The organism is Neorhizobium alkalisoli, assembly GCF_002968635.1.
GTDB classification, from domain to species: domain Bacteria; phylum Pseudomonadota; class Alphaproteobacteria; order Rhizobiales; family Rhizobiaceae; genus Neorhizobium; species Neorhizobium alkalisoli.
The window spans coordinates 270,213-294,351 of sequence record NZ_PVBN01000002.1 but is presented as its reverse complement, the minus strand read 5'-3'; the positions used below and the strand labels follow the sequence as shown (position 1 = coordinate 294,351).

The window sequence follows — 24,139 nt, the reverse complement described above, 5'->3', positions numbered from 1 at the left end:
ATAGAATATATATTGCATGCGTTTTTGGTTCAAGTCGTCATGCCAGCCGTTCCGCGTGCCAGCGCAGGTGGTCGTCCATGAAGGTCGAGATGAAATAGTAGGAGTGGTCGTAACGCTCGTGCATGCGCAGCGTCAGGGCGATATCGGTTCCCGCGATTGCCTCTTCGAACAGCCACGGCCGGAGGCCGTTTTCCAAAAAGCCGTCCGCCTTGCCCTGGTCGATCAGGAATTCCGGAAAACGCGCGCCGTCTTCCACCAGTGCGCAGGCATCGTACTGGCGCCAGGCTGAACTATCGGCGCCGAGATATTTCTCCAAGGCTGGTGCCGACCAGTCGGCCGTCGAGGGCTGGACGATCGGGGCGAAAGCCGAGCAGCTTTTAAAACGGTCAGGGTTCCGAAGCGCCATCGTCATGGCGCCGTGGCCGCCCATGGAATGACCGAAAATCCCCTGGCGGCTCATGTCCATGCGGAAGTGCTGACTGACGAAGTTAGGCAGTTCCTCGGTGATGTAGGTGTACATCTGGTAATGTTCCGACCAGGGCTTCTCGGTGGCGTCGAGATAGAAACCGGCGCCTTTGCCCATCTGCCAATTGGTGAGTTCGTCCGGCACATCGTTGCCGCGCGGGCTGGTATCCGGGCAGACGATGATGAGGCCCAACTCCGAAGCCAACCGCCGGTATTCGCCCTTCTCCATGACATTGGCATGGGTGCAGGTGAGGCCGGAGAGGTACCAGAGGACGGGGCAGGGTTCCCGGATCGCCTTCGGAGGCACGAAGACCGCAAAGGTCATTTCGCATTTGCAGGCTTCGGAATCATGGGCAAAGACGCCCTGCATACCGCCGAAGGCGGTGTTCTGCGAAAGAACTTTCATTATCGGTTTCCGGATTGCACTTCGTTTCTGGCGCGGCGGCAGAGCCGGTCCAGTGTTTCAAGGAATTTGGATCGATCACGGGGAGAAAAGGCCGCGTTGTAGCCTTTGCTTTCGCCGGTTTCGCGCAGATGCGCGCCGAGGTCGCGCATGGCGCTCGCCATTCCAATGTTGGCCTCATCGAAAAGGCGACCGGTCGGGCCCGTCACAAGTGCGCCACTGGAGACGCATCGAACGGCAAGCGGAACGTCGGCGGTGACGACGATGTCACCGGTGCCGGCATGGTCTGCGATCCAGTCGTCGGCCGCATCGAATGCGCCCGAGACGATCACATTGCGGATCATCGGGTCACGCGACGGACGAAGGCCGGAATTGGCGACGAAGGTTACCTCAAGGCCGTGGCGTTCCGCGACCTTGAGGATTTCCGGCTTTACCGGGCAGGCGTCGGCATCGACATAGATCATGCTGCGTCATTCTCTGCAGAGGAGCAATGTCGTCCGACCGAAGACCGGGAAGGCTGGGCCTTCAGGCAACTGCCGTGGTCTGGTCGTCCGTGGTCGCCCCCGGCGCGTTCTTCTTGATGGAATCAATGGCAGCAACGGCCGAAGCCTTTGCCGAATAGCCTTCGGACGAGAACAAGGTCTGGCCGTTCGAAGCCTTGAAGCGGAAGCGGAATTCGCCGGACTTGTCCTTGTAGATTTCGAACTTGTACATTTGGGAGTCCCCTGACTTGCAACGCATAGGATGATAGAAGTGTTGTTCCCAAATACAAGTCGGCACCTATCAATAAACCACGACGCCGCGGATGCTTTCGCCGGAATGCATCAGCTCGAAACCCTTGTTGATGTGGTCGAGCGGCATGGTGTGGGTGATCATCGGGTCGATCTGGATCTTGCCCTGCATGTACCAGTCGACGATCTTGGGCACGTCGGTGCGGCCGCGGGCGCCGCCGAAGGCGGTGCCCATCCACTGGCGGCCGGTGACCAGCTGGAAGGGACGGGTGGAGATTTCCTGCCCCGCACCCGCAACGCCGATGATCACCGACTTGCCCCAGCCGCGATGGGCCGATTCGAGCGCCTGACGCATCACCCTGGTATTGCCGGTGCAGTCGAAGGTGTAGTCGGCACCGCCGATCAGGTCGCCGCCCCGCTTGGTCATGTTGACCAGATAGGGCACGATGTCGTCGCCGACCTCCTTGGGGTTGACGAAATGCGTCATGCCGAACTTCTCGCCCCATTCCTTGCGGTCGGGGTTGATGTCGACGCCGATGATCATGTCCGCACCGGCAAGCCTGAGACCCTGAAGCACGTTAAGGCCGATGCCGCCGAGACCGAAGACGATCGCCGTCGAACCGATCTCGACCTTGGCCGTGTTGATGACCGCGCCGACGCCGGTGGTGACGCCGCAGCCGATGTAGCAGATCTTGTCGAAGGGGGCGTCCGGGTTGACCTTGGCAAGCGCGATCTCCGGCAGAACCGTGTAATTGGCGAAGGTCGAGCAGCCCATGTAGTGGTGGATCTTGTCCTTGCCGATCGAGAAGCGCGAGGTGCCGTCGGGCATCAGGCCCTGTCCCTGGGTGGCGCGGATCGAGGTGCAGAGGTTCGTCTTGCGGCTGAGGCACGAGTAGCATTCGCGGCATTCCGGGGTGTAGAGCGGGATGACGTGATCGCCCTTCTTCACCGAGGTGACGCCCGGACCGACATCGACGACGATGCCGGCGCCCTCATGGCCGAGGATGGCCGGGAACAGGCCTTCGGGATCGGCGCCCGAGAGAGTGAAGTCATCGGTGTGGCAGATGCCGGTCGCCTTGACCTCGACCAGCACTTCGCCAGCCCGAGGACCTTCCAGCTGCACGGTCATGACCTCGAGCGGTTTTCCTGCCTGAACGGCAACAGCGGCGCGTACGTCCATGTGATTTCCTTTCGTGCCTCTAAGAATCTGCGGCGGACCTTTGCACGGCCCGCCCCATGGGCTCAAGCCGGAAGCGGACCCTGGACGTCGCAAAAAGGACCAAAGCCGCTTCAGGGCTCGATCAGCGGCACATGCGGCGAGGCGTTTTTCGGCGCTTGGCCGGCAAGGCGAGGGTCATCAAAAACCTCGACCATCGAGGCATAAGGAACAAAACCCGAGCGCTGATAGAAGGGTAACGCTGCGGGCGAATCGAAGTGGCAGGTATGGACCCAGAAACGGGTTATCGGACGGGACCAGGCCTTCTCGATCGCGTGGTTCATGAGAAAGCGTCCGGCACCCTTGCCGATGGCGTCGCGAACGACCCCGAAAAACACCAGTTCGCATTCGCCCTGGTTGCGAAAGTCGAGCTCCAGCAGGCCGATGCGACGCTCGCTGTCCTTGAGGACGTAAATCTCGACAAGCGGGGCATCGAGGATCGCGGCGAGTTGGTCGTCCGCCATGACAAGCCGCGACACCCACATCCAATCCTCGCCGACGGCACGGAAAAGGGAGCGGTAATCCTCCAGCCCCGGAGAATTCCAGACTTCCGCGACGAGCGAGCCATTTTCCGCGCGGGAATTTGGTGCAGGCGGTGCCAGCATCTCCAGACAGGTGACGACGGTGGCGAGTTTGCCCGGCGGAACGGCGGAGTAGCCAAACGGCAATGGAGGGTTCTCGGTCTTCATGCGACCTTTGGAGCCATTTCGCCAATCGTTGTCAAGGATTGCCGTCTCAGCCAAACAGGTGGTCGCATGCAAAGACTACCGCATAGGCGTGGATAAAGAGCGCGGCATAGAGACCAAGTCCGGCCATCAACCGTTCGCCGGGATGCATCGGATCGAGGCTCCGCCGTGGTTTGACGGCGCTGAACCCCATCAGGCTGACGAGCGTGAAGACCGCCAGTGCAGCAATAAGCGCTGTGGACGACATGCCGATGCGATAGCCGACCCACAACAGGAGCAGGGTCACGCCGAAGCTGCCGGCGACGAGCAGGTGGCGGCTCGTGAAGATCTGGCGCAGAACCTGTCCGCCGTCGAAGCGATACATCGGCAGCAGATTGAGAAGATTGAAGGCGCCGAGGATGAGGAGGAAAAGGAGTGCGAAGTCCCGGACCGGAGCCGGCAGGACATTTGCGGCGGCGAATTCGCAGGCGGAGACCAGAACCGGCACCAGGAAGGCCGACATGCCAGGCCCCATGAGCGCGCAGGTGGCAACCTCGAAGCGGCTGTTGTAGGGGCGTCCTCCGATGGCAAGGCCGCCGAGCAACGGCACGAAGATTATTCGGGCACTCTCGTGTCCGAAGGCGCGATAGGCAACCAGATGGCCCATTTCGTGAAGCACGATGACGACGGTGAGCATCACCGAGATCGTCAGGCCCGCGGCGCTGAGGCCGAAGAACGGCCAGAGGAGCAGCGTGGACAGGACTGCAAGACACACCTGGACGAGCGGGTGTTCGATTGCCACGCCGCTCCTGTTGCGACCACCCTCCAGCCACCCGGTCAGCGACTGCAGGGCGCGGCGGATCATAAAATAGCGGAACAGATAAAGGGCGAAGCCGCGATATGTGTCGGTTTCGGCGAAGGTGACCGTGGCGCCACCCGGGGCCGCCGAAACAGATCTGTACGCCTCGAAATTTCGCCAGAAGGAGAGATCCAGAGCACTGTCTTCGACAACGCGGGCGTGGCTTTCGTAGCGGCCTTCAGCAGGGTTCAGATGATCGTTGATCCGAAAGATCCGCCTGATCGGATCGCCGTGGCGATCGGGGTGGGTATAGGCGACCTCGATGCAGCCGGGGTGGGCTTTGTCCGCTTCCACCGAGAGGATCGCCGGATTCCAGCCCGTCGCTTCCCCGCCAGGTTGGACCGCTTGCCAGAGACGTTCGGGAGCGATGGCCACGGTACGGCGCAATTCGATCCTGCGCCGACCGAGCGGCGCCGCCATCAGCAGCCAGAGGAGGCCGAGATTGAGCGAAAGCAGCAGCGTTGCGGATAAAAGGGGCGACATGGGCGCCTCCGGCGCCGGCTCGGGGTGGCCGATCATTCGAGCCAGTCTAGCGTGAACCGTTTTCCCCAGGATTTAGCCAAATGCTAAAATCCGAATGAGCCGCACCAATTGCCTCGGAAGGTGTCTGCAAAATCAGGCGGCGAGTTCGTCAGAAGACGAATGGACGTCATTGGTGATCAGCCAGGGGGCGGAACGGAGGGCGCGCCGCGGTCTGTCGAGCGTCACGATCGCCTCGATCATCTCCCGCCATGCGGGGTGATGGGCGGAGGCATCGGCCAGTGCGTCGATCTCGCGCAGCACGACCGTCTCGAGCGGTGATAGCATCAGCCGACCGCGATCGAGCGCGCTGCGGAGCACCCGCCAGATATAGGCGAGGTCGTGAACCGCAATTCCGGGTGAGGCGGGGCGGATGGCATGATAGGCACCGCGGGCATCCACCTGCAGGGCGAGACGGACCTGGTCCAGTGCGAAGGCCGACAGGCTTTCAGGGACTTCGGGCGCGACTTCCATGACGTGAAGGAGAAGCTCCAGCTCTACCGGTGAACGCACTGCGCAATCGGTGGTGATCGTGCGCATCAGCCAGCCGGCCTTGACTTCGTCGACGATACCGCGCGGGGCGCAGTCGCGAACGAGAAACATCGTCAGGCTCTCGACAAAATAGCTCGCCCATTCGGGGCCGTGCTCGCGACATTCCTCGTTCAGCGCAAGAAGGGTGAGCGCATCGTCGAACGAGCCGATTCCCTCCGGGAATGCATATCGGCGCAGCATCAAAATGTCGTCGGCATCAATCCGACCCTTCCCGGCGGTCACACATGCCGGAAAAGAAAAGCGGAACCCGCTCATCCCCCATCTCCGTTTCTTCATGAAACTGATTTGGGTCATAAACTTCAGAAGTTTAGGGTCCGGAAAGGAGAGGGGTTAATGCCCGCTCAATAAATTCCTAAAGGGCTTCCACCTGTTTCGTTCCGGAACGCTCGCGCCAGATGATGAAGAGGCCGGACGCGACGATGATCAGTATGCCAAGCCATTTGGAGGTGGTGGGAAAATCGCCGAAGAGAGCATAACCGAGCACGGTCGCCGAAATGATCTCGAAATACTGGAACGGTGCAAGCAGCGACAGCGGCGCAAGCCGGAAGGCCCGCACCACCAGCAGGTGCATGTAACCGGAAATGGAGCCGAGCAGAATCAGCAGGAAAAGCCCGAGCCACGAAGAAGGAAGCGAAGGGGCAAAATCGGCCGCGCCCATGCCGTTTCCGATGACGAGTGCGACACCCGTAAAGATCGTGCCGCCGATGCCCGCCATGGTCTGCATGACGAGCGGCGAATCGGCGTCTCCGATCGCCCGGTTGAGGAACAAATAGAGCGTAAAGAGAAAGGCGCAGGCTATCGGCAGCAGCGCCGTCCAGCCGAAGATCGCGTAACTCGGCTGGATGACGACCATCGCGCCGCCGAAACCGACGAGGATCGCGAGCCACCGGCGCCAGCCGACTTTCTCCCTCAGGAAGATCGCCGACATCATGGTGAGCATGAAGGGCTCGACGAAATAGATGGCGAACACGTCCGCAAGCGGCATGTATTTGACCGCGACGAAGAACATCAGGCTGGCGCCTGCGTGCAGCACGCCGCGCAGCAGGTTCATCCAGGGGCGCTTGGCTCTGAAAACCGCCGCGCCCGTTACGGCCGCCAGCGGCAGGACGCAGACCAGCTGGAAGAAGAAGCGGTAGAACGTCACCTGTCCCGGCGACATGGATTCGAAAGTCGCCATGTATTTGGCGATCGCGTCCATCAGCGGCAGAATGAGCATGCAGACGGCCATGATGGCCATGCCCTTGAGCGGATTTTCGGGTGTAGAGGAGGGCATGCCGACGCTTTCGAAGAATGCTCCCGTTCAGATCACAGCTATGGGCAAGGTTCAAGCCGAGGATGCCTCACGCAGCGGCCGGACAAAAAAACCCGCCGAAGCGGGTTTCTTTGGTGCGGTCGAGAAGACTCGAACTTCCACGGGTTGCCCCACAGCGACCTCAACGCTGCGCGTCTACCAATTCCGCCACGACCGCATCGTGGTAGGTGCCGATTTGCGCCGGCGGGGCTGCATGTAGCAAAAGCATCTGGGGTGCACAAGTGCGCCGTGACAGATTTTTGAAGGATAAAAATCGCCTGTGGAAATGCCTATATGGAAACGGCCGAAAAGCCTCGCTTGCCGCATCCATTCGATATTGTAAGAAGACTTTCATGTTGACCCGCACCGATCTCGATCTTTCCATGATGCCCCAACCCGGCTCGCCGCCGGTGCGCTGGCGTATTTCCGACAGCCTAGTGCCCTATGAAGAGGCAATCAGGCAGATGGAGGACGAGGTGGCGGCGATCGCCGACGGGCGCGCCGACGAGCTTGTCTGGCTGCTCGAACATCCGCCGCTCTACACGGCCGGTACGAGCGCCAATGCGGCCGACCTGATCGAGCCGAATCGTTTTCCCGTCTTTGCGACGGGCCGGGGCGGCGAATATACCTATCATGGGCCCGGGCAGCGGGTCGCCTATGTAATGCTCGACCTCAAGCGGCGCCGGCAGGACGTGCGCGCCTATGTGGGAGCGCTCGAGGAAGTGGTGATCAACACGCTGGACCTGATGAACGTGCGCGGAGAGCGGCGCGAAGACAGGGTGGGGGTCTGGGTGCGGCGACCGGAAAAGCCGACCTTGCCGGATGGAAGCATGGCGGAGGACAAGATCGCGGCTCTCGGCATCCGCCTGCGGCGCTGGGTCAGCTTCCACGGCCTGTCGCTCAATGTCGATCCGGCTCTCTCCCACTTCACCGGTATCGTGCCTTGCGGAATCAGCACCTACGGCGTCACGAGCCTCGTCGACCTCGGTCTGCCAGTGATGATGGCGGATGTGGACATGCGCCTGCGAGAGGCTTTCGAAGGCGTGTTCGGACCGACGGTATCGGAAAGCTGAAAGGGGCAGGCATGGTAGACATAAAGATCAAGGCTCGGCCTATCGGCGCTAAAGCGGTGCTGGGACGCCTTGGTCACCCAAGGGTGACAAGCGAAACGAAGGGCGGGCTGGAGGTCGTTACCGGCGCCTCCGAGCCCGGCTTCAATCCGCTCGACCTGATGTTTGCCTCGCTCGCCTCCTGCCTTGTCCTAAGCGGACGGATCGCCGCAAGCAAACTCGGCATACTGGATAAGCTGACCGAGGTCAGGGCTCATGTGACGGGTGAGAAAGCCCATGAGGAGCCTTCCCGTATCGTCCGGTTCATCGTGAGCCTGGACGTCGACGGGGACCTGACGGCACGTCAGAAAGCCGAAATCGCTCATCTGGCAGAGGAGATCTGCACCGTCAGCAATACGCTGAAAGGAACGCCCGCGTTTTTGGTGGAAATCGCCTAGTCGTCATCCGGTATCCGGCTGTCGACGCCAGCGAGCCTGAGATTGTTCACGACCTGCCGTACTCCTGCGATCGTCTGGATGTGACGGCCGATCTTGCGGGACGTCGCCGCATCGTCCACCACGCCTTCAAGTGTAACCACGCCGCCGGTCACATGGACGTCGACCGCCTCCATGGGAACGACATCAAGGCTCTCGATCGCATCGGTAATCCGTTCTTCGAGGTCATCCGAATCTGCCAAGCCTTCTGTCGCCGGAGAGTCGCTATCGATGACGCGTTCCTCCAGGCCGTCGAAACCAGCCTCGTCCACGTGGTACCCCCGGTTACGGTCACTATCGAAATTGGCTTTCGGATCTCCATAGGCGGCGTTGTCGACAGGACGCGCACCGGCGCCGGCCGCATCATCGTAAGGCCAGCCCTCACCGATATTGCGGTCGTCATAATCACGAAAATCCTCTTCGCGGGAAATGTCGTCAACTTTCCGCTTGGACGGCATGGTGCTCTCCTGTCGGTTCTGCATAGGACCCGGCGCACCAGCCGATGCGCCGGGTAGATTAGCCTCAATGGCTCGTGGATGTACCATTCTTGTTACCCGTCAGGGTCAGATGGCTTTCGACATCATGCACGCCATCCACGGTTTCCGCGCTCAGCACCGCCTTGCGGGCCGAAAACACGGTATCGACAGAACCTTCCAGGACGATCTTCGTTCCCTCGGCATGCGGTTCTATCGCCGAGGCATCGACATCCGGTAGGGCAGCCAGACGCTCGGCGACCTTCCGCTCGAGTTCCGCCCCGCTCTTGGCATGAGATACATTCATCGTTGTTGCTCCTCATGGCTTGCGAGCGCAAAACGAGCGAAAGCAGTTTTGGTTCGACGTCCGCCCTAAATTCCCTTTTCCCACTTGCGGGTGAGGCGGTCGCGTTTCAGCCGGGACAGGCGCTTCAGCCAGAAGATGCCGTCGAGCTGATCGATCTCGTGCTGCATGCAGATGGCATAAAAACCTTCGGCGTCTTCCTCATGGTGGGCACCGTCGAGATCCTGATAGTGGAAACGGATTTTTCTCGGCCTCTCGACCTCATCGGTGGCGCCGGGCATGGAGACACTGCCTTCCATGTGCCGCATGGTTTCTGCGGAAAAGGACAGGACATCAGGATTGACATAGAAGCGTGGGCCAAGCTCCCTGGACAGCTCCAACACCACGAGACGCGTCAACACGCCGACATGTGCGGCGGTTATGCCGACGCCGGGCGCTGCGCGCATGGTATCGAGAAGATCGCGGGCGAGGATGCCAAGCTGATCGTCAAAGATGGTAACCGGTGCGCAGGGTCTCATAAGGTCCGGATGGGGATATCTGAGAATGGGACGAACGGTCATGATGGAATTCCTCTCGCCGGCAGCCGGACATTGCATGCGTCTTTGCCATATCCTTTTGCCATGCGGACTGGACCCGGGCGACCATTTGTTCTAGCAGGAAAACCGGTGGTATGGGCAGTGGCGCCGGATCGAGCTATCCGGTTGTTGACAATATGCTTTTAGCCGCCATTCTCCATACGTCGGATACCAGCAGCGAGGGCGGCAGATGAGCGATACCGGCGAAGAACACCGCCTGCGCACCAAGACCGACGAAGCGGGTGGCGACATCTATTCCGAGGACGGCTCCATCCGCGCCGATTTTCTGGCGATGGTCGGCGCCGCAATCGCCGATCGCGACGTGCTTTTCCTCCGCCAGCACGTCGCACGGCTGCACGAATCGGAACTCGGCGACCTTCTGGAAGCCATTCTGCCGGACCAGCGCCTTGCACTCGTCAAACTGCTCGGCGATCACTTCGACCTGACCGCACTGACCGAGGTCGACGAAGCGATCCGCATGGAGATCGTCGACCAGATGCCGAATGCGCAGATCGCCGCGGCGATCGGCGATCTCGATTCGGACGACGCGGTCTACATCCTTGAAGACCTCGACCAGGAAGACCGGGAGGAGATTCTCGCGCAGTTGCCGTTCACCGAACGGGTGAGACTGCGCCGGGCACTTGACTATCCCGAGCAATCGGCCGGCCGGCGCATGCAGACGGAGTTCGTCGCCGTGCCGCCATTCTGGACCGTCGGCCAGACGATCGACTATATGCGCGACGAGGAGGACCTGCCGGAAAGCTTCACGCAGATCTTCGTCATCGACCCGACGTTCAAGCTGCTCGGCGTGCTCGACCTAGACCGCATCCTGCGCGCCAAGCGGCAGGTGAAGATCGAGACGATCATGCGGGAGACAAACTATCCGATCCCGGCCGACATGGACCAGGAAGAGGCTGCCCAGCTCTTCGAACAATACGACCTTCTGTCGGCCGCGGTGGTCGACGAAAATGGCAGACTCGTCGGCGTGCTCACCATCGACGACGTGGTCGACGTGATCCAGGAGGAGGCGGAAGAGGACATCATGCGCCTTTCGGGCGTCGGCGATGAAGAACTCTCCGACTCGGTTACCGAGACCTCCCGGTCCCGCGTGCCGTGGCTGCTGATCAATCTCTTCACCGCCTTCATCTCCGCTTCCGTCATCTCGCTTTTCGAGGCGACCATCGAGGAAGTGGTGGCGCTGGCGATCCTGATGCCGATCGTCGCCGGGATGGGGGGCAATGCAGGTTCCCAGACGATGACCGTGACGGTGCGGGCACTCGCCACCCGGAACCTCGACATCCACAATGCCTGGCGCGTTGCCCGCCGCGAGGCGGGCGTCGGGCTCATAAACGGCGTGGTGATAGGCTGCCTCGTCGGCATAGTGGCCGGTCTGTGGTTCCACGACGTCAATATCGGCGGGCTGATTGCCACCGCCATGCTGATCAACATGTTTGCGGCCGCCATGGCCGGCATCATGATTCCGCTGGTCCTCGATCGGGCCGGCGCCGACCCTGCGGTGTCCTCTGCGGTTTTCGTCACGGCGATTACCGATACGACCGGCTTCTTCTCGTTTCTCGGCCTGGCGACGCTCTGGCTGCTGGGCTGATCCTGCAAAAATTGACTGTTACGTAAAAGTCAATTATTTTCGCCTGACGAGTAGCAGGATGGGATCGTGAACAAATATTATAGCATAACGGAGCTGACGCGCGAATTCGGCGTTTCGACCCGCACGCTTCGTTTCTACGAGGATGAAGGTCTTCTCCAGCCCGACCGGCGGGGCCGCACCCGGCTTTTCCGCGCGGCGGACCGACGGCTGCTCCAGGAAATCCTGCGCGGACGACGGATCGGCTTCACGATCGCCGAGATCCGCGAGATCATCAAGGTCTACAAGGAGCCGCCGGGCGAACTCGGCCAGCTCAAGCTGATGATGAAGCGCATCGACGAGAAGCGTGAGGAGCTTCGCCAGAAGCGCAAGGACATCGACGAGACGCTCGACGAGCTCAACAATGCCGAAGAGGCCTGCCTGACGCGGCTGGCTGAAATCGGCGTCGGCACCTGATCCTTATCGATATCGCTATTTCGGCGGCTATTGTGCCTCTATGGAGCACTGCTGCGCGAGCGACTGGACGCGGTCATCCTGCGGCGACACCTGGCCGGATTGCAGCGGAACAAGCAGCGATTGCGAGATCAGCCGGTCGGCCGTGCAGCCGCAGAAGCGCTGGCAGAGACCGGGATCGTTATTTTCGCCGCGGCAGGCTGCTTCGCAGCTGAACATGTAGCCGACGCGGGGATCCGGCGGCGGCGCCGGCTGCACCAGCGAGAACAGATAGACCGCAGAGATCAGCACCGGTTGGTGCAGGAGATAGATGACGAGGCTGTGCCGCCCGGCCTTCGAAAGGAGGTTCTGTGTCGTTTGCACGGCGGCAAGGCGCGGCAGCCAGTGCCTCGATACCGCGAGCCGTGTCGCGGCTATACCTGCCAGCAAGGCGGCGACCCAGGGAAACAGCGGCACATAGTCGTTCGAACGCGGTGGTATTTCCGCAAAACCCAGCCAGGCGAGGGATCGCGTGTTGAACGCGGCCGAATCGAGAATGCCGGGAATCAGGCCGTAGTTGACGACCATCACGGCGACGATCACCACCACCGCACCGGCGGTGAGCAGGATGGGCAGGCGCAGGAAGGCAAGGCCGATCAGGCTCGAGAGAGCGATATTGTGCAGGATGCCGAAATAGATCCATTCGTTGGGGAAGGCGATCCATGTGGCGACGCTGATGGCCAATGCCGCGCCCGCAACGACGGCAAAACGGTTCCAGAAGGAGCGCCATCGGATCGCCGGGAAATGCGCAAGAACCAGGCTGACGCCGGCCAGGAACAGGAAGGAGCTCGCAATCGCGCGGGCATAGATGCGGAAGAAGCCCTGCGTTGCGGTGCCCGGCTCCAGATAGCCGAAGAACTCGAGGTCCCAGGTAAAATGGTAGGTCGCCATGGCGACGAGCGCGACGCCGCGCAGGGTATCGATGAGCGTGATGCGGGGTGCCCGCAACACGGGGCCGGGAATATCTGCAACGGTCACTGACGGCCTTTCTCAGTTACTGCGAATCTCGTCCATGATCGCCAGCCGCGCTTCGGAGAAATACTGGCGACGAGCGAGCACGAAGATGACGAACAGCGTCATCGCCATGAACATATAGGGGCCGGCGAACCAGCCGAGATAACCGACCGACAAAAAGAGCGCCCTGAGCCCGGCATTGAAGTGTTTCGCGGCGATGGTGTTCATGCGCACCACCTGATCGGCGGCACGCTCGGCGGCAGCCCGATCGACATTGGTGTCGTGCATCATCGGCAGCGCGCCAAACAAAATGGTGCAGTAGTTGAAAAGCCGGTATGACCAGCCGAACTTGAAGAAGGCGTAGCCGAACAGGAACGTCAGGCCGGCCACCTTGATCTCGAAGGCCGTACGTCCGCCGTAAGCGACGAGCGGCAGGCTACTGAACACGGCTTCGACCTGATCGGTCGCTCCCAGCAATGCAAAACAGCCGCCGATCGCGAAGATCGACGTCGAGGCGAAAAAGGCGGTGCCGTTCTGCAGCCCGGCCATGATCTGGGTGTCGATCATCTTCAGGTCGCGACGCAAGGAATTGTAGATCCACAGCTTGCGTCGCTCGGCCATGGCGCGGTTGAGGCTGGAGCGCGGGAAGAAGCGGGCTCCGGCACCGGCGGTGATCCAGGAGTATGCGGCCCAGAGCAGGGCGAAGAGGGCAAGCGCAATGTAGTCAGCTGTCGTCATGGTGCTCACCGGATGGGAATCGGTCCATGTCTTCCGTCATGCGTTGTTTCCTGCCTATCGGCAAGTGCGGCTGGAACTCGGCACGGGTCCGCACGTTCAATTGCGATAAAGCTGTGGCCAGCGCCATTTTTCCGCCATCTTCGTTATTGCGAAAGCGGGTGGAGTTTAATAAACGATTAGCCATGGCGGTCCGCTGAGGACGTTAAAATGCGGCATTCCGACGGAGACCAAATGGAAGAAACTGTGGAGAAATCCTGCTGGGGCGTCACCATCAAGGCGCTGGCGGGGTTTGCGGGTGCTTTGGCTCTTGCCTACCTGTTCGGCGCTATCTGATTTTCGCCCATAATTAGATTTCCATTCATTCGGCGTGGTATTCGAACCACGCCGTTTCTATTTGTGCTTATGTCGCGGCCGTCAAAAGGGATGTCGGGCAGTCGCCGAAAAAGCCGGCACGCCTGACATAGACTCAGGGCCATAACCGTATCAGCGCCGGGATCGCCATGTTTCTTTCTGTGTTCGACGTCTTCAAGATCGGTATCGGCCCATCCAGCTCGCACACGATGGGGCCGATGTCGGCCGCAAACCGTTTCCTGGCGCTGATCCTGTCCAACGACTGGCCGAGGCCGACGGGCGCGCATGTCGCGGCGCTGAAGGTCAGCCTGCATGGTTCGCTGGCGTTTACCGGAATAGGCCATGGGACGGGCAGGGCGGTGGTCCTCGGGCTGATGGGCGAAGAGCCGGCAAGCATCGATCCGGACCGGATGGACCAGATCATTGCCGAAGTAGAACGAACCGGCCGCGTGACGCCGCCCGGCCATCCGGCCTACGAGTTCCAACCCAAGACGGACCTGATCTTCGACAAGAAGCAGCCATTGCCGGGCCATGCCAACGGCATGAGCTTTTCGGCCTTCGACCGGGACGGACGGCTTCTCCTGAAGCGCATCTATTATTCGATCGGCGGCGGTTTCGTGGTGACGGACACCGAACTGGAGGCCATGCGCACCCCCAAGAAGGCGTCCGGCGACGCCCGTGTCCCTTATCCTTTTTCCACCGCAAAACAGATGCTCGACATGGCGCGCGGCTCAGGCCTGACGATTGCCCAGATGAAGCGAGCGAACGAAGAGACGAAGATGAGCGCGGCGGAGCTCGACGCCGGCCTCGACGGCATATGGGAGGCGATGAGCAGCTGCATCGACCGCGGCCTCAAGGTCGACGGCATCATGCCCGGCGGATTGAAGGTGAAGCGGCGGGCACGCGCAATCCATGACAAGCTGAACGAAGAATGGCGCAGCAATCGGCTGAACCCGGTGCTCGCCAACGACTGGCTGAGCGTTTATGCCATGGCCGTCAACGAGGAAAATGCCGGCGGCGGCCGCGTCGTCACGGCGCCCACGAACGGCGCCGCGGGCGTGATCCCGGCGGCAGTCAGGTATTATCTGCATTTCCACGAGGATGCGACGCAGGAGGATATCCGCAATTTCCTGCTGACGGCGGCGGCCGTCGGCGGCATCATCAAGCACAATGCTTCGATCTCGGGCGCCGAGGTCGGCTGTCAGGGCGAGGTAGGGTCGGCCGCAGCCATGGCCGCAGCGGGGCTTGCCGCTGTCATGGGCGGATCACCGGAGCAGATCGAAAACGCTGCGGAAATCGCTCTCGAACATCATCTCGGCATGACATGCGATCCCGTTGCGGGCCTCGTCCAGGTTCCCTGTATCGAACGCAACGCCTTGGGAGCTGTAAAGGCCGTTACCGCCGCATCGCTGGCGATCAAGGGCGACGGTACCCATTTCGTGCCGCTCGACGCCTGTATCGAGACGATGCGCCAGACCGGCAACGACATGAGCGAGAAGTACAAGGAAACCTCCACCGGCGGCCTTGCCGTCAACGTGGTGGAGTGCTGAGCCGTTTCGCCGCTGTGGAGTGATCGAGCAAACGCTTGACCGCGCGCCCGGATGGGTTTTCAACGAAACCATGGCTCTTCATCTCATCAAACTCTGCGTCGGCGCGGACTCGATCCAGGATCTTCGGGACTGGGTCTCGGAGCGGTCGCTCAATGCGATTGCGGCCGGGCTCGAACCGCACAGCGTCCACACCACGCGAATGGTGCCAAAGCGTGTCGAGGAGCTTCTGGAGGATGGTTCGCTCTATTGGGTGATCAAGGGGCAGGTGGCTGCCCGGCAGAAGCTCCTGGGGGTGGAAACGTTCACCGGCGGCGACGGCATCCAGCGCTGTCACCTGGTCCTCGGACCGGAAGTGATCGAGACCGCACCACAGCCGAAGCGGCCGTTTCAGGGCTGGCGGTATCTGAAAGCAGAAGAAGCGCCGCGTGACCTCGGCGGACTGGGCGAGGGTGTTGCGGCGCTTCCTGAAGACCTTCGGCGGGAGCTCGCCGAACTCGGATTGCTTTAAATCAGCGGATCTTGAGGCGGATCGGCGCCCGACCGGAGCGAATGCCGATATGAAGATGGATATTGGCTTCCGGTTGAGAGTGGCGCCAGGCGCGGGCGCCGTGGCTCAATAACATCGCAACCAGATCGCGGGTCTTTTCCTTCGAACGACTCAAGCCGACACCTGCCAGCCGCATAGCCGCCTCGTGGAGAGGATTGAGGGCGACGCCCCTTGCTCTCGTCTTGGATGCGGGTTTGAAGACAAACTCCGCGCTGTTTTCATTCATTCCCATCGGAAACCCCGTTTACGCTTTACTTTTCGAGATTCCACCGCGCCGAAATATCGGCGCGGCCACTTTCGTTTTGACAGCCCCCGCTCACTGGAGCGACGCCCAGCAGCTAATGCCCTTCTTCTTCAGTACATTGCAGGCATCGACGGCCTTCTTCTGGTCATCGAAGCCGCCGAAGCGGGCCCGGTAGATCTGTTCGCCGTTATTGCTGTGGGCGACAGTGAAGGGTTTGGCGGAACGCAATACCTTGCCGCCTTTATCCTGCGCATTCTGCAGGAGATCCTGAGCCATCTTCTGATTGGGCGACGCGCCAATCTGAATGACCCAACCGCTCGGCCCGGAGGACTGGCTTTCCTTGACGGAAGCCTTGGTCGAGGCGGTCGTAACTTCATCGACGCTCGGCTTTGGTGCCCGTAGCGCGGCGACCTCTTCCTTGCGCTCTGGAATGAATTCCGGGGCGGGGGTCGGCACGGCTGCGGCGCTCGCCATTGCGGTGTTCATAACCTGGCTGATGACTTTCTTCTCGGCCGGTTCGGCCGCATAGGCGACGGGCGACGGCGACGGCGACGGCGACGCGGCTGCCGGCTGTTCGTTGTAGCGAGCGCCTGGCTTGGGGCCGCTGTTCGGCAGATCGAGGGCCGCCATCTGACGGGCTTCGGACGGAGTGGGCGCTGCGGCGGCCGGTGCCGGCTTGACGGGAGCGGCCGCGATCGGCGCAACCGGAGCGGCCTGCGCGATCAGGTTCGAATTGCCGCCGCGAGAGGCCTTCGGCAGATATTCGGCGACCAGTTGGCGCATGGTCGCGTCACGGGCAGCGCTGGAGCGGCCACCGAGCACGACGGCGACGATCGAACGACCGTCGGACTGAGCCGACGTCGCCAGATTGCTGCCGGCGGCGCGGGTGTAGCCGGTCTTGATGCCGTCGACGCCTCTTACGTTGCCGACGAGACGGTTATGGTTGCCGATTACCTGCTTGCCGAAATTGAACGTGCGGATCGAGAAGTAGCCGTAATATTGCGGAAAGTGCTGACGCAGAGCCATGCCGAGCCGAGCCTGGTCGCGCGCCGTCGTCATCTGTGCCGTGTTGGGCAGACCATGGGCATTGCGATAGGTGGTTCGCGTCATGCCGAGCGCACGGGCCTTGCCGGTCATCATCTGGGCAAAACGATCTTCGGAACCGCCGAGGAATTCACCGAGCGCCGTCGCTATGTCGTTTGCCGAGCGGGTTACAAGCGCCCGGATAGCCTGGTCGACCGTTACGGAGCCACCGGCACGGACGCCGAGCTTCGAGGGAGGCTCCGCGGCTGCGTTGGTCGATACCGGCACGCTCGTGTCAAGGCTGATGCGTCCGGCTTCGAGTGCTTCGAAGGTCAGATAAAGCGTCATCATCTTGGTCAGCGAGGCAGGATAACGAAGGCCATCCGGGTCCTCGCCGTAGAGAACCTTGCCGGTCTTCGCGTCGACGACGATGCCGGCATATTTCGGAGCGGCCGCCGCAGGCGCCGCAAAAATCGAAACCGCCAGAACCAAGGTGAATAGATATCCGAGAAACCGTCCCGGGACCGTAACGCCATCCTTGGGGAAGGATGCTGAAAACATTGCTTTCGACACTGCCGCACTCATCGCTTGCATCAAGTTTGCCACGTCCGGACGCTCCCCCGTCGCAGCCGTTGCCGACACTCTAGGAGAACAGCGTTACCAAGAGGTTTATGATGAACAGCAGCTTGCCTCGATGTGCTGCATTTTAGACATCAACCCGTCCGTCCGCGGCGGCTATTTCGCCAGCCGGTTTTCGACAAAGAGCCGAACTGCGGCATCAATATGTTGCCAATCCTTCAAAAGCACGCTGGAGAAGCGATAGAGCACCGTCAGATCCTGACCGATGTGGATATCGCGCTGGCAGTCTCCGCTGGTCGGCTTCTCGCCGGCGCCGGGCAGGAGGCAGCGGACGACATAGTCAGGCGAATCGGGGCGTTGCGCAGACAGGATGAGTTCGTTTCCATAACCGGAATCAGGCCGCAGTCGATGGAGCGTCAGGCCGAACTTTCCGGGCTGCGGATCGCCGTCAAAGAGCTTCGAATAGATCGGCTCCAGGCGGCCGGACATGTCGCGGGACATCGTGCTCTGTGAAATCTGCAGGAAAATCAAATTCGAAGACTGGGCGACATCATCGAACCGGGCGCGCAGCGCAGAACTGTAACCCTGTCGTTCCGGCCATGTGAAATAAATGTCGACACGTTCGGCGACGCCATTGCGGCGCTGGTCGCGGAAGCGGATCATGTTGGCTGGTAGACCGAGTTTGTCCTGTCCGATCTGGATCAGGAACTCCTCGGTACTGTCAGTGTGGCCGGCAAGCGCGATGCGTTCGCCGAACCAGCGGCCACCGACGCTGACCGCCAGAGTCATGGCAGCGACGAACGCGACGATTGTCGTCAAGCGGTAGAGAAACCGGCTCGAGATCAGCGGCGTTTCTTCAGCCGTAGTATCGGGGGCTGGACCTGCCATGACGTGCGCTCCATGTTCACCGGAAGGAAATTCGCCATGCACCGGAATGAGACGGAGATGAGGATACGGAACGCGGTCCGGCGATTGCGCGCCAGTCTGGAATTTCATCCTTAATGTTTCGTTAAAGTCGATCGGCGCCGGCAAGGAGGAACAGGTGCAGCTGTTTCAGGGAATCAACGTCGTCTCGATTTCGGTGACCGATCTCGGCAGGGCACGGCTTTTCTACGGGGAGACGCTTGGGCTCGGGGAGCCGCTGTACGACTTGCCGGAAGCCGGTTGGCTCGAGTTTTCGACGGGCGGACAGGGCGGCAATCTCGCCGTGACGGTGGCAGGACCGGATTGGGAGCCATCGACGGGGACGACGGTGGTTCTCAACGTCAGGGACTGTTATGCGGCAGTGGACGATCTTCGGTGCCGCGGCGTCGCCTGCGGCGAGCCGGTCGTCTTCGAGGGGCATGTGGTGTTTGCGAGCTTCCACGACCCCTTCGGCAATCGTTTTCAGATATGCAGCGATGTTCCCTGATCGCGCTCGTCGCAGGACGTGAATTACTGGCCGACCGAACCCACCGCCGTCGCACGCCCGTCCTGGAGCTTGACCCAGCGGGACGGATCGTCGGAGGCCTGGCGCTTCAGATAGGTATATTCCGTGTCGGACCAGAGCATGACCTTGTTGCGCATGTTGTCGAGCACGAAATCGCCGTGGTCTGTACGGACCGTGAGGACCGCATGTCCTTCGCCGTTCGGCTGAAGCACCACGGTGATCAGCAGATCGGAAGGATCGACGCCTTTTTTGATCAGCATCTTGCGCTTCAGCAGAACGAAATCCTCGCAGTCGCCGACGGTCCGCGGATAGGCCCAGCGTTCCTCGACTCCGTAGATCTCCTGGTCGGTCATCGGCGTGATCGAGGAATTGACGGTATAGTTGACGTCCAGGATGGTCCGCCATTTGTCCTCGGTGAGGGGCATGGGACCGGCGTCCTGGTAGGTCGCGGCACATTCGCTCGTATAGGTCTTGCAGAACTCGTAGTGGCCGACCGGCGGATTGGCCTGGCTGATGACGCGCATGGCGCCGGCCGGCATCGCGTAGCTGCTGCCGGCGGTAAAGATCGCTGCGAATGCGGTGATGGCGGCGAGGCCCAGTCCCTTGCTGAATTTCATTTTTATGTCTCCCCGTTGTGGGAAGAACACTGACACAGAGGGCTTGAGCGACCGCAAAATAGCGAAGTAAAATCAAAGTCTTATTTGAATTCATTTTGCCTAAAATACAATTTGAATGTGAATCAAATTCTAGCTAATTCGGTGAGTTTTTGGCGAGAACACTTAAACCTCGAACATCGCCGCGATCGTTGGCGTCGTGAGGGTAAGTTCCTCGACACGAAAGACTTTTCGAGAGGAACGCGGGACGATAACGTCGGACGAGGCGAAGCCTCCGGCTACCAAATTAACCAAAGAGACTTGGCAGACTCTTCAACGGAGAGGCCAAAAGGGCGTCCGGCTGCTCGTTCGGGCTCTGACGCCCTACAAAAAAAGTGCCAAAAGGGCACATTTTTTTGAGGAGGTGCGGACGGTCGAGAGAGAAATGAGCGATGCACTGCTCCGCCGTCCGTCACCAACGGCGGGCCTGAACAGTGTTCACGGCGGGATTGGGAGGCAGAAAAGCGCCTTGGCGCCTTAAAGAAATTCCGTCAGGGCTTCGCGGGACTGGACCGAATTGAATTCGATCGCCACGCCTTCCATGAAATGACGGACAACGCGGCCGCGCATGCTCCCGAGCCGAACGGGGGTGCCGATCGATGGGCGGACGTCGAGGTCGACGGCGGCGCCCGAGAGCGAAAGGTCCATGATGCGGCATTCATACCGCCGACCGTCATCGAGCGTGATTTCGGCGCGGGTGTTGCGTGGCGCAAGGCGATCGTGGCGGCGATCCTCCGGCAGGCCGAGTTCGTGCTTGTTGGCGATCCAGGTGAGCTGGGCGGCAAGCTTTTCGCGCTTGCGGTCCGTCGCGTTGATCGACATCGCGAAACCATCGTCCGACAGGCTGAGGACGGTGCCTTCCAGCCGGCCGATATGGTCGAGATAGGCGATCACACGCTCACCGACGCGAGGTCGGCCGAAACAGGCAAAAGTGACGTCGCCCGGGGACATATCCACAACGCTGCAGGGAAATTCCTCATGCGTCGCCAGCATCAGCCGCCCGGCAACATTGACAGACACTCGCTGAAACGTCCGCTGGGCGGGAACGGCTTGCTTGGCTGGGGTCTGGGCCGACTGAAATGAATACATCTGAAAGAGCTTTTCTCGTCGAGAGTGTACCTGAAATTGATAGCGCACCGCGGTTAACAGAATCTTTTATTCGAGAGCCGCGAATGCGAGAGGACGTCAGAATCTCCGGTCTTGAGAGGGTGGATGCCGACGTAGACCGCCGGGTGGACTGTTGTGGTCGACGGTGACCGGCACGCCGAAATGCGATGCCCCGCCGGTGAGGAAAGTCCAGCTCTCCATCTCCAGTCCGTTAACAGGAAGGGCGACCGCCGGGAAAGGAGCGCCGCGCGGCAGGAGCGCTCCGAAAAGGCGGTCACTTTCCATTCCAGCGGCGGAGCGGAGCGGCAGGAGAAGCATTTCGTAGGCTTGGCGGGCCTGGGCGTTCGCTGCAACCAGATCGACAAGAGCCGGCTGCTCGTGCCGAATGACGTTCCGAGCGATATGCAAGGGCTGCGGCTGCTCGGCTTCGAACCACACCTGGTCAAAGGCCGCGCCGCGCAGCTCACGACCGAAGAGGTCGCAGATTCGCGTTCCGGCCAGCCGAAAAGCCAGCACGCCCTCTTCATCCACCGCGGCGATAAAAAGATGGGGAAGCAGGTGGCGCAGCGCCGTTGGATCGACTTCGGTCCGCAGCGGCGCGGCGCGATCGCCTTTCAGATTGATCCAGTAATCAAAGACCGCTCGGGTCGCCTGGTTTCGCATCCGCCACTACCTGTCACATTTCGGGACAAATCGCGCCTCATGCGCGACCTTCAACCTTTGCGGAGCGAATATCGTGCCATGGCGCGGCCATCGTGGTTAAGGAACCATCAATCTCGACGGCGCCGGGCCGTCACACCCGAAATGCTTTCCTTCGACATGCCGCTCCTATAAGGCTGACGGAGGATTCCATCGCTGGTTTGGAAGCAAGGGGACAGGAATGAGCGACGAGCCGGACATGGCAGAAGAACGGCGCGAACCGAACGAAGGTTCACCACCCGTCTTCAACCTGCCGCAAAGTCTCGTGGTGACATTGGCCCTGCTCGCCGGGATCTATGTTATTCAGGAATATCTGCTGGACGAGGCAGCGCGCAGCGAGTTCATCTTCACATTCGCCTTCATCCCGCTCCGCTACGGTTTCCCTTTGGCGGACCAGGATCTCGCCTGGCTGTGGTCGCCGGTGACCTATTCGCTCCTTCACGGCGGGGTTGAACACATTCTCTTCAACGCGCTCTGGCTCATGGCGTTCGGGGCCCCGGTCGTCAGGCGCATCGGGACCGTCCGGTATGTGGTCTTCTGGATTCTCTCGGCGGTGGCGGCAGCTTTCTTCCACGCACTGCTGAACTGGAACAACGAAACCCTTCTGATCGGAGCATCGGGGGTCGTTTCGGCGCTGATGGGGGCTGCCTGCCGGTTCGCCTTTCCGGGCGACCGCGGCTACGACAGGACCCATGGCCACCTTTATCCGCGGCAATCCATCCTCGGTTCGTTTAGAAACCGGACCGTCGTAATCTTTACCGTGATGTGGTTCGCCGGCAATCTTCTGATCGCCTTCGGCGTGCAGCTTTTCGGCGCGGATATGGGGCCGATCGCCTGGGACGCTCATATCGGCGGCTTCCTGTTCGGCTTCCTGCTCTTCGGATTGTTCGATCCGGTTCCTCCGAGCCGGATGCCGATTACGCAACCTTGATATGTTTTTGACTTAGCTCTAAAATTCGCTTTCGGCAGGGAGTCTTCACTGCGCATTTGCGCCGATCCTTGGGGGAGGGCGGCGCCTCAGCCATTCTGGTCTACGAGGAGAGAGCCATGGCAATAGTCGTCAAGAACATGCTGGATGCGAAAGGCCGCGATGTCGTAACGGTGACCCCGGACAAGACATTGCTGGAGGTCGCCGGCATCCTGCACGAAAAGAAGATCGGCGCAGTGGTGGTCATCGCCATGGAGGGCCGGATTGCCGGCATCTTCACCGAGCGCGACCTCGTGCGTGCCATCGCCGGCAAAGGGCCGAGCGTGCTTGATAAGCCGGTCAAATCTGCGATGACCACGACGGTCCAGCGCTGCAGGGAGGAGACGACCGTCGACGAATTGATGGGCATCATGACCGGCGGGCGCTTCCGTCACGTTCCGGTCGAAAAGGACGGGAAACTCGCCGGCATCATTTCGATCGGGGACGTCGTCAAGTCGCGCATCCGGGAAATCGAACTCGAGGCCGAGCAGATCAAGGCCTACATCGCCGGCTAAGCCTTGCCGTCACGACCCCGCCTACCGGCGGGGTCGTGCTCCACGCTTAGCGGGCGAACACTTCCTGCATGCGTTTGAGAGCGGAGATCTGAGCGATCGTTTCGGCATAACCGCGGTCGATCGCCTCGCCGGCCCGATGAAATTCGGAAAGGCCGATATCGGCGAGGCGGGGATGCAATGCCAGATCCGGGGGATCACCCGCAAGCCTCGCGCGCGAAATCCGTTCCTGGATGATGTTGAAGGCCTGGACCATCGTCCCTGTGACCCCGACACGAACGCCATCTCTCTTGCGGTCGTCGTCCATGGGTTGGACGCTGGCGCTGTGTTTGACCACCGCGGAACGGCCGAAGATTTCGTAGTTCAGGTTGACCGCGACCACGAGCGGCTGCTCATAGGCGCGGCAGACCGACGTCGGGACAGGATTGACCAGCGCGCCGTCTACCAACGTGCGGTTGTTGCATTTCACCGGTTCGAAAATGCCTGGAAGGGCGTAGGAGGCCCGCAGGCCTGTGATCAACGATCCGCTGGAAATCCAGACCTCATGGCCCGTGTGAAGCTCGGTTGCCACCGACACGAACGGCCGGTCGAGATCCTCGATCGCGAGCCCTTCGAGGTGCTCCTGCATCCGTTTCGTCAGCCGCATGCCGCCTAGGAGGCCACCGCCGCCGATCGTCAGATCCAGCAGTCCGGCGATCCGGCGCATGGTGAGTGAACGGGCAAAGGTTTCGAGTTCGTCGAGCTTGCCGGCCAGATAACAGCCACCCACGAGGGCGCCGATCGAAGTGCCGGCGATCATTCCGACCTCGATGCCGGTTTCGTCGAGCGCGCGCAACACGCCGATATGAGCCCAGCCACGGGCAGCGCCTCCGCCAAGGGCGAGCGCAAGCTTTGCTTTTGGGGGCGGTTCGACGATCGGGGGATGTGGTGGTTCCAAGGTTCGCGCACCGCCGCCTTCGGCAGGCGCAGCTTGCGGATCGTGACGATTCCAACTCCAGTTCAGCATCGACTAAAACCCTCCAAGCTGAACAATCCCCAGTCTGGCGATTATAGCGCGCGGACAGGTTTCGAAATCGTTTATCCGACCTCTCGGTG

30 protein-coding genes and 1 tRNA gene are annotated in these 24,139 nt (G+C 61.1%); 9 read left to right on the top strand and 22 right to left on the bottom strand.

Going from position 1 to position 24,139, the window contains the following annotated elements; genetic code table 11:
• Positions 1-37 precede the first annotated feature (37 nt).
• The 9 genes from fghA to C5L13_RS05850 form a co-directional block, all read right to left on the bottom strand.
• Entirely contained in the window at positions 38-871 is an 834-nt protein-coding gene (gene fghA / locus C5L13_RS05890; protein WP_105382331.1) for an S-formylglutathione hydrolase, read from the bottom strand.
• Positions 871-1,332, bottom strand: coding sequence for a YaiI/YqxD family protein (locus C5L13_RS05885; protein ID WP_105382330.1), 462 nt, complete (start codon positions 1,330-1,332; stop codon positions 871-873). Before C5L13_RS05885 ends, fghA begins: the two co-directional genes overlap by 1 nt.
• A 61-nt stretch (positions 1,333-1,393) precedes the next feature.
• On the bottom strand, positions 1,394-1,582 hold the full coding sequence (locus C5L13_RS05880; RefSeq protein ID WP_105382329.1) for a YegP family protein: 189 nt from the start codon (positions 1,580-1,582) through the stop codon (positions 1,394-1,396).
• A 69-nt stretch (positions 1,583-1,651) separates the two neighbouring features.
• Positions 1,652-2,779, bottom strand: a complete 1,128-nt coding sequence (locus tag C5L13_RS05875; protein WP_105382328.1) for an S-(hydroxymethyl)glutathione dehydrogenase/class III alcohol dehydrogenase — start codon at positions 2,777-2,779, stop codon at positions 1,652-1,654.
• 110 nt (positions 2,780-2,889) lie between these two features.
• Entirely contained in the window at positions 2,890-3,504 is a 615-nt protein-coding gene (locus C5L13_RS05870) for a GNAT family N-acetyltransferase (protein WP_105382327.1), read from the bottom strand.
• A gap of 46 nt (positions 3,505-3,550) precedes the next feature.
• A complete protein-coding gene (locus tag C5L13_RS05865; RefSeq protein ID WP_105382631.1) occupies positions 3,551-4,822 on the bottom strand; it encodes a zinc metalloprotease in 1,272 nt (423 codons plus the stop codon).
• Between the two features lie 132 nt (positions 4,823-4,954).
• Positions 4,955-5,665, bottom strand: coding sequence for a hypothetical protein (locus C5L13_RS05860; RefSeq protein WP_105382326.1), 711 nt, complete (start codon positions 5,663-5,665; stop codon positions 4,955-4,957).
• 97 nt (positions 5,666-5,762) lie between these two features.
• The gene (locus tag C5L13_RS05855; protein ID WP_105382325.1) at positions 5,763-6,683 is read right to left on the bottom strand and encodes a DMT family transporter; all 921 of its coding nucleotides are present in this window, start codon (positions 6,681-6,683) and stop codon (positions 5,763-5,765) included.
• Positions 6,684-6,794: 111 nt separating this feature from the next.
• A tRNA-Leu gene (locus tag C5L13_RS05850) sits at positions 6,795-6,879 on the bottom strand.
• Positions 6,880-7,054: 175 nt separating this feature from the next.
• On the opposite strand from C5L13_RS05850, the gene lipB reads away from it, so the two are divergent.
• Both lipB and C5L13_RS05840 read left to right on the top strand, forming a co-directional pair.
• On the top strand, positions 7,055-7,774 hold the full coding sequence (gene lipB, locus C5L13_RS05845; protein ID WP_105382324.1) for a lipoyl(octanoyl) transferase LipB: 720 nt from the start codon (positions 7,055-7,057) through the stop codon (positions 7,772-7,774).
• An 11-nt stretch (positions 7,775-7,785) separates the two neighbouring features.
• Positions 7,786-8,208, top strand: coding sequence for an OsmC family protein (locus C5L13_RS05840; RefSeq protein ID WP_105382323.1), 423 nt, complete (start codon positions 7,786-7,788; stop codon positions 8,206-8,208).
• Here the strand turns inward: C5L13_RS05840 and C5L13_RS05835 are convergent.
• The 3 genes from C5L13_RS05835 to C5L13_RS05825 all read right to left on the bottom strand — a co-directional run bounded on the left by C5L13_RS05835 (position 8,205) and on the right by C5L13_RS05825 (position 9,581).
• Positions 8,205-8,702: a BON domain-containing protein gene (locus tag C5L13_RS05835; RefSeq protein WP_158693395.1), complete on the bottom strand. Its 498-nt coding sequence runs from the start codon at positions 8,700-8,702 to the stop codon at positions 8,205-8,207. The two genes, C5L13_RS05840 and C5L13_RS05835, sit on opposite strands and share 4 nt — an antisense overlap.
• Positions 8,703-8,766: 64 nt before the next feature.
• The gene (locus C5L13_RS05830; protein WP_105382321.1) at positions 8,767-9,024 is read right to left on the bottom strand and encodes a BON domain-containing protein; all 258 of its coding nucleotides are present in this window, start codon (positions 9,022-9,024) and stop codon (positions 8,767-8,769) included.
• A gap of 65 nt (positions 9,025-9,089) precedes the next feature.
• Positions 9,090-9,581, bottom strand: coding sequence for a peptide deformylase (locus C5L13_RS05825; RefSeq protein WP_105382630.1), 492 nt, complete (start codon positions 9,579-9,581; stop codon positions 9,090-9,092).
• A gap of 205 nt (positions 9,582-9,786) precedes the next feature.
• Between C5L13_RS05825 and mgtE the strand changes: the two genes are divergently transcribed.
• Together mgtE and C5L13_RS05815 are read left to right on the top strand one after the other, a co-directional pair.
• Positions 9,787-11,202 carry a magnesium transporter gene (gene mgtE, locus C5L13_RS05820; RefSeq protein ID WP_105382320.1) on the top strand — a complete coding sequence of 472 codons (1,416 nt, stop codon included), beginning with the start codon at positions 9,787-9,789 and terminating at the stop codon, positions 11,200-11,202.
• A 66-nt stretch (positions 11,203-11,268) separates the two neighbouring features.
• Positions 11,269-11,655 (top strand): MerR family transcriptional regulator, encoded by a 387-nt coding sequence (locus C5L13_RS05815; RefSeq protein WP_105382319.1) that lies wholly within the window; start codon positions 11,269-11,271, stop codon positions 11,653-11,655.
• A 27-nt stretch (positions 11,656-11,682) separates the two neighbouring features.
• Here C5L13_RS05815 and C5L13_RS05810 read toward each other — a convergent pair whose 3' ends face one another.
• From C5L13_RS05810 to C5L13_RS28665, 3 genes are read right to left on the bottom strand one after another with little or no spacing between them, the layout of a single operon-like run.
• Positions 11,683-12,669, bottom strand: coding sequence for a heparan-alpha-glucosaminide N-acetyltransferase (locus C5L13_RS05810; RefSeq protein ID WP_245423260.1), 987 nt, complete (start codon positions 12,667-12,669; stop codon positions 11,683-11,685).
• A gap of 12 nt (positions 12,670-12,681) precedes the next feature.
• Complete coding sequence (locus C5L13_RS05805) at positions 12,682-13,383, bottom strand: DUF599 domain-containing protein (protein ID WP_105382318.1); 702 nt, start codon at positions 13,381-13,383, stop codon at positions 12,682-12,684.
• Positions 13,370-13,567: a hypothetical protein gene (locus tag C5L13_RS28665; protein WP_158693394.1), complete on the bottom strand. Its 198-nt coding sequence runs from the start codon at positions 13,565-13,567 to the stop codon at positions 13,370-13,372. The genes C5L13_RS05805 and C5L13_RS28665 overlap by 14 nt, the downstream gene beginning before the upstream one ends.
• A gap of 316 nt (positions 13,568-13,883) precedes the next feature.
• Between C5L13_RS28665 and C5L13_RS05800 the strand changes: the two genes are divergently transcribed.
• Entirely contained in the window at positions 13,884-15,284 is a 1,401-nt protein-coding gene (locus tag C5L13_RS05800; protein ID WP_105382317.1) for an L-serine ammonia-lyase, read from the top strand.
• A 70-nt stretch (positions 15,285-15,354) separates the two neighbouring features.
• Positions 15,355-15,792 carry a DUF1489 family protein gene (locus tag C5L13_RS05795; RefSeq protein ID WP_105382628.1) on the top strand — a complete coding sequence of 146 codons (438 nt, stop codon included), beginning with the start codon at positions 15,355-15,357 and terminating at the stop codon, positions 15,790-15,792.
• 1 nt (position 15,793) lies between these two features.
• Here the strand turns inward: C5L13_RS05795 and C5L13_RS05790 are convergent, their stop codons facing one another.
• The 3 genes from C5L13_RS05790 to C5L13_RS05780 form a co-directional block, all read right to left on the bottom strand.
• Positions 15,794-16,063, bottom strand: coding sequence for a hypothetical protein (locus C5L13_RS05790; RefSeq protein ID WP_105382316.1), 270 nt, complete (start codon positions 16,061-16,063; stop codon positions 15,794-15,796).
• Between the two features lie 84 nt (positions 16,064-16,147).
• Positions 16,148-17,692: a D-alanyl-D-alanine carboxypeptidase gene (locus C5L13_RS05785; RefSeq protein ID WP_105382315.1), complete on the bottom strand. Its 1,545-nt coding sequence runs from the start codon at positions 17,690-17,692 to the stop codon at positions 16,148-16,150.
• A gap of 141 nt (positions 17,693-17,833) precedes the next feature.
• Positions 17,834-18,565 (bottom strand): hypothetical protein, encoded by a 732-nt coding sequence (locus C5L13_RS05780; protein ID WP_105382627.1) that lies wholly within the window; start codon positions 18,563-18,565, stop codon positions 17,834-17,836.
• 154 nt (positions 18,566-18,719) lie between these two features.
• Between C5L13_RS05780 and C5L13_RS05775 the strand changes: the two genes are divergently transcribed.
• Positions 18,720-19,088 (top strand): VOC family protein, encoded by a 369-nt coding sequence (locus tag C5L13_RS05775; RefSeq protein ID WP_105382314.1) that lies wholly within the window; start codon positions 18,720-18,722, stop codon positions 19,086-19,088.
• 23 nt (positions 19,089-19,111) lie between these two features.
• Here C5L13_RS05775 and C5L13_RS05770 read toward each other — a convergent pair whose 3' ends face one another.
• The 3 genes from C5L13_RS05770 to C5L13_RS05760 form a co-directional block, all read right to left on the bottom strand.
• The gene (locus C5L13_RS05770; protein WP_105382313.1) at positions 19,112-19,723 is read right to left on the bottom strand and encodes a transglutaminase-like cysteine peptidase; all 612 of its coding nucleotides are present in this window, start codon (positions 19,721-19,723) and stop codon (positions 19,112-19,114) included.
• A 513-nt stretch (positions 19,724-20,236) separates the two neighbouring features.
• Entirely contained in the window at positions 20,237-20,848 is a 612-nt protein-coding gene (locus C5L13_RS05765) for a PilZ domain-containing protein (RefSeq protein ID WP_105382312.1), read from the bottom strand.
• Between the two features lie 96 nt (positions 20,849-20,944).
• Complete coding sequence (locus C5L13_RS05760) at positions 20,945-21,529, bottom strand: PAS domain-containing protein (RefSeq protein WP_105382311.1); 585 nt, start codon at positions 21,527-21,529, stop codon at positions 20,945-20,947.
• Between the two features lie 217 nt (positions 21,530-21,746).
• Between C5L13_RS05760 and C5L13_RS05755 the strand changes: the two genes are divergently transcribed.
• Together C5L13_RS05755 and C5L13_RS05750 are read left to right on the top strand one after the other, a co-directional pair.
• The gene (locus tag C5L13_RS05755; RefSeq protein WP_105382310.1) at positions 21,747-22,496 is read left to right on the top strand and encodes a rhomboid family intramembrane serine protease; all 750 of its coding nucleotides are present in this window, start codon (positions 21,747-21,749) and stop codon (positions 22,494-22,496) included.
• Positions 22,497-22,612: 116 nt separating this feature from the next.
• On the top strand, positions 22,613-23,047 hold the full coding sequence (locus C5L13_RS05750) for a CBS domain-containing protein (protein ID WP_105382309.1): 435 nt from the start codon (positions 22,613-22,615) through the stop codon (positions 23,045-23,047).
• A gap of 46 nt (positions 23,048-23,093) precedes the next feature.
• Here C5L13_RS05750 and C5L13_RS05745 read toward each other — a convergent pair whose 3' ends face one another.
• Positions 23,094-24,050, bottom strand: a complete 957-nt coding sequence (locus C5L13_RS05745) for a patatin-like phospholipase family protein (protein WP_105382308.1) — start codon at positions 24,048-24,050, stop codon at positions 23,094-23,096.
• Positions 24,051-24,139: the final 89 nt, after the last annotated feature.

What these genes read in the sequence shown, in the direction of transcription:
- C5L13_RS05885 (WP_105382330.1), bottom strand. Translation starts at nt 1,332, where the DNA reads ATGATCTATGTCGATGCCGACGCCTGCCCGGTAAAGCCGGAAATCCTC.
- C5L13_RS05780 (WP_105382627.1), bottom strand. Translation starts at nt 18,565, where the DNA reads ATGGCAGGTCCAGCCCCCGATACTACGGCTGAAGAAACGCCGCTGATC.
- C5L13_RS05805 (WP_105382318.1), bottom strand. Translation starts at nt 13,383, where the DNA reads ATGACGACAGCTGACTACATTGCGCTTGCCCTCTTCGCCCTGCTCTGG.
- C5L13_RS05830 (WP_105382321.1), bottom strand. Translation starts at nt 9,024, where the DNA reads ATGAATGTATCTCATGCCAAGAGCGGGGCGGAACTCGAGCGGAAGGTC.
- C5L13_RS05840 (WP_105382323.1), top strand. Translation starts at nt 7,786, where the DNA reads ATGGTAGACATAAAGATCAAGGCTCGGCCTATCGGCGCTAAAGCGGTG.
- C5L13_RS05755 (WP_105382310.1), top strand. Translation starts at nt 21,747, where the DNA reads ATGAGCGACGAGCCGGACATGGCAGAAGAACGGCGCGAACCGAACGAA.
- C5L13_RS05750 (WP_105382309.1), top strand. Translation starts at nt 22,613, where the DNA reads ATGGCAATAGTCGTCAAGAACATGCTGGATGCGAAAGGCCGCGATGTC.
- C5L13_RS05745 (WP_105382308.1), bottom strand. Translation starts at nt 24,050, where the DNA reads ATGCTGAACTGGAGTTGGAATCGTCACGATCCGCAAGCTGCGCCTGCC.
- C5L13_RS05760 (WP_105382311.1), bottom strand. Translation starts at nt 21,529, where the DNA reads ATGCGAAACCAGGCGACCCGAGCGGTCTTTGATTACTGGATCAATCTG.
- C5L13_RS28665 (WP_158693394.1), bottom strand. Translation starts at nt 13,567, where the DNA reads ATGGCTAATCGTTTATTAAACTCCACCCGCTTTCGCAATAACGAAGAT.
- C5L13_RS05880 (WP_105382329.1), bottom strand. Translation starts at nt 1,582, where the DNA reads ATGTACAAGTTCGAAATCTACAAGGACAAGTCCGGCGAATTCCGCTTC.
- C5L13_RS05870 (WP_105382327.1), bottom strand. Translation starts at nt 3,504, where the DNA reads ATGAAGACCGAGAACCCTCCATTGCCGTTTGGCTACTCCGCCGTTCCG.
- C5L13_RS05855 (WP_105382325.1), bottom strand. Translation starts at nt 6,683, where the DNA reads ATGCCCTCCTCTACACCCGAAAATCCGCTCAAGGGCATGGCCATCATG.
- C5L13_RS05860 (WP_105382326.1), bottom strand. Translation starts at nt 5,665, where the DNA reads ATGAGCGGGTTCCGCTTTTCTTTTCCGGCATGTGTGACCGCCGGGAAG.
- C5L13_RS05835 (WP_158693395.1), bottom strand. Translation starts at nt 8,702, where the DNA reads ATGCCGTCCAAGCGGAAAGTTGACGACATTTCCCGCGAAGAGGATTTT.
- C5L13_RS05770 (WP_105382313.1), bottom strand. Translation starts at nt 19,723, where the DNA reads ATGAAATTCAGCAAGGGACTGGGCCTCGCCGCCATCACCGCATTCGCA.
- C5L13_RS05875 (WP_105382328.1), bottom strand. Translation starts at nt 2,779, where the DNA reads ATGGACGTACGCGCCGCTGTTGCCGTTCAGGCAGGAAAACCGCTCGAG.
- C5L13_RS05800 (WP_105382317.1), top strand. Translation starts at nt 13,884, where the DNA reads ATGTTTCTTTCTGTGTTCGACGTCTTCAAGATCGGTATCGGCCCATCC.
- C5L13_RS05795 (WP_105382628.1), top strand. Translation starts at nt 15,355, where the DNA reads ATGGCTCTTCATCTCATCAAACTCTGCGTCGGCGCGGACTCGATCCAG.
- lipB (WP_105382324.1), top strand. Translation starts at nt 7,055, where the DNA reads ATGTTGACCCGCACCGATCTCGATCTTTCCATGATGCCCCAACCCGGC.
- C5L13_RS05785 (WP_105382315.1), bottom strand. Translation starts at nt 17,692, where the DNA reads ATGCAAGCGATGAGTGCGGCAGTGTCGAAAGCAATGTTTTCAGCATCC.
- C5L13_RS05825 (WP_105382630.1), bottom strand. Translation starts at nt 9,581, where the DNA reads ATGACCGTTCGTCCCATTCTCAGATATCCCCATCCGGACCTTATGAGA.
- C5L13_RS05790 (WP_105382316.1), bottom strand. Translation starts at nt 16,063, where the DNA reads ATGGGAATGAATGAAAACAGCGCGGAGTTTGTCTTCAAACCCGCATCC.
- fghA (WP_105382331.1), bottom strand. Translation starts at nt 871, where the DNA reads ATGAAAGTTCTTTCGCAGAACACCGCCTTCGGCGGTATGCAGGGCGTC.
- C5L13_RS05865 (WP_105382631.1), bottom strand. Translation starts at nt 4,822, where the DNA reads ATGTCGCCCCTTTTATCCGCAACGCTGCTGCTTTCGCTCAATCTCGGC.
- C5L13_RS05765 (WP_105382312.1), bottom strand. Translation starts at nt 20,848, where the DNA reads ATGTATTCATTTCAGTCGGCCCAGACCCCAGCCAAGCAAGCCGTTCCC.
- mgtE (WP_105382320.1), top strand. Translation starts at nt 9,787, where the DNA reads ATGAGCGATACCGGCGAAGAACACCGCCTGCGCACCAAGACCGACGAA.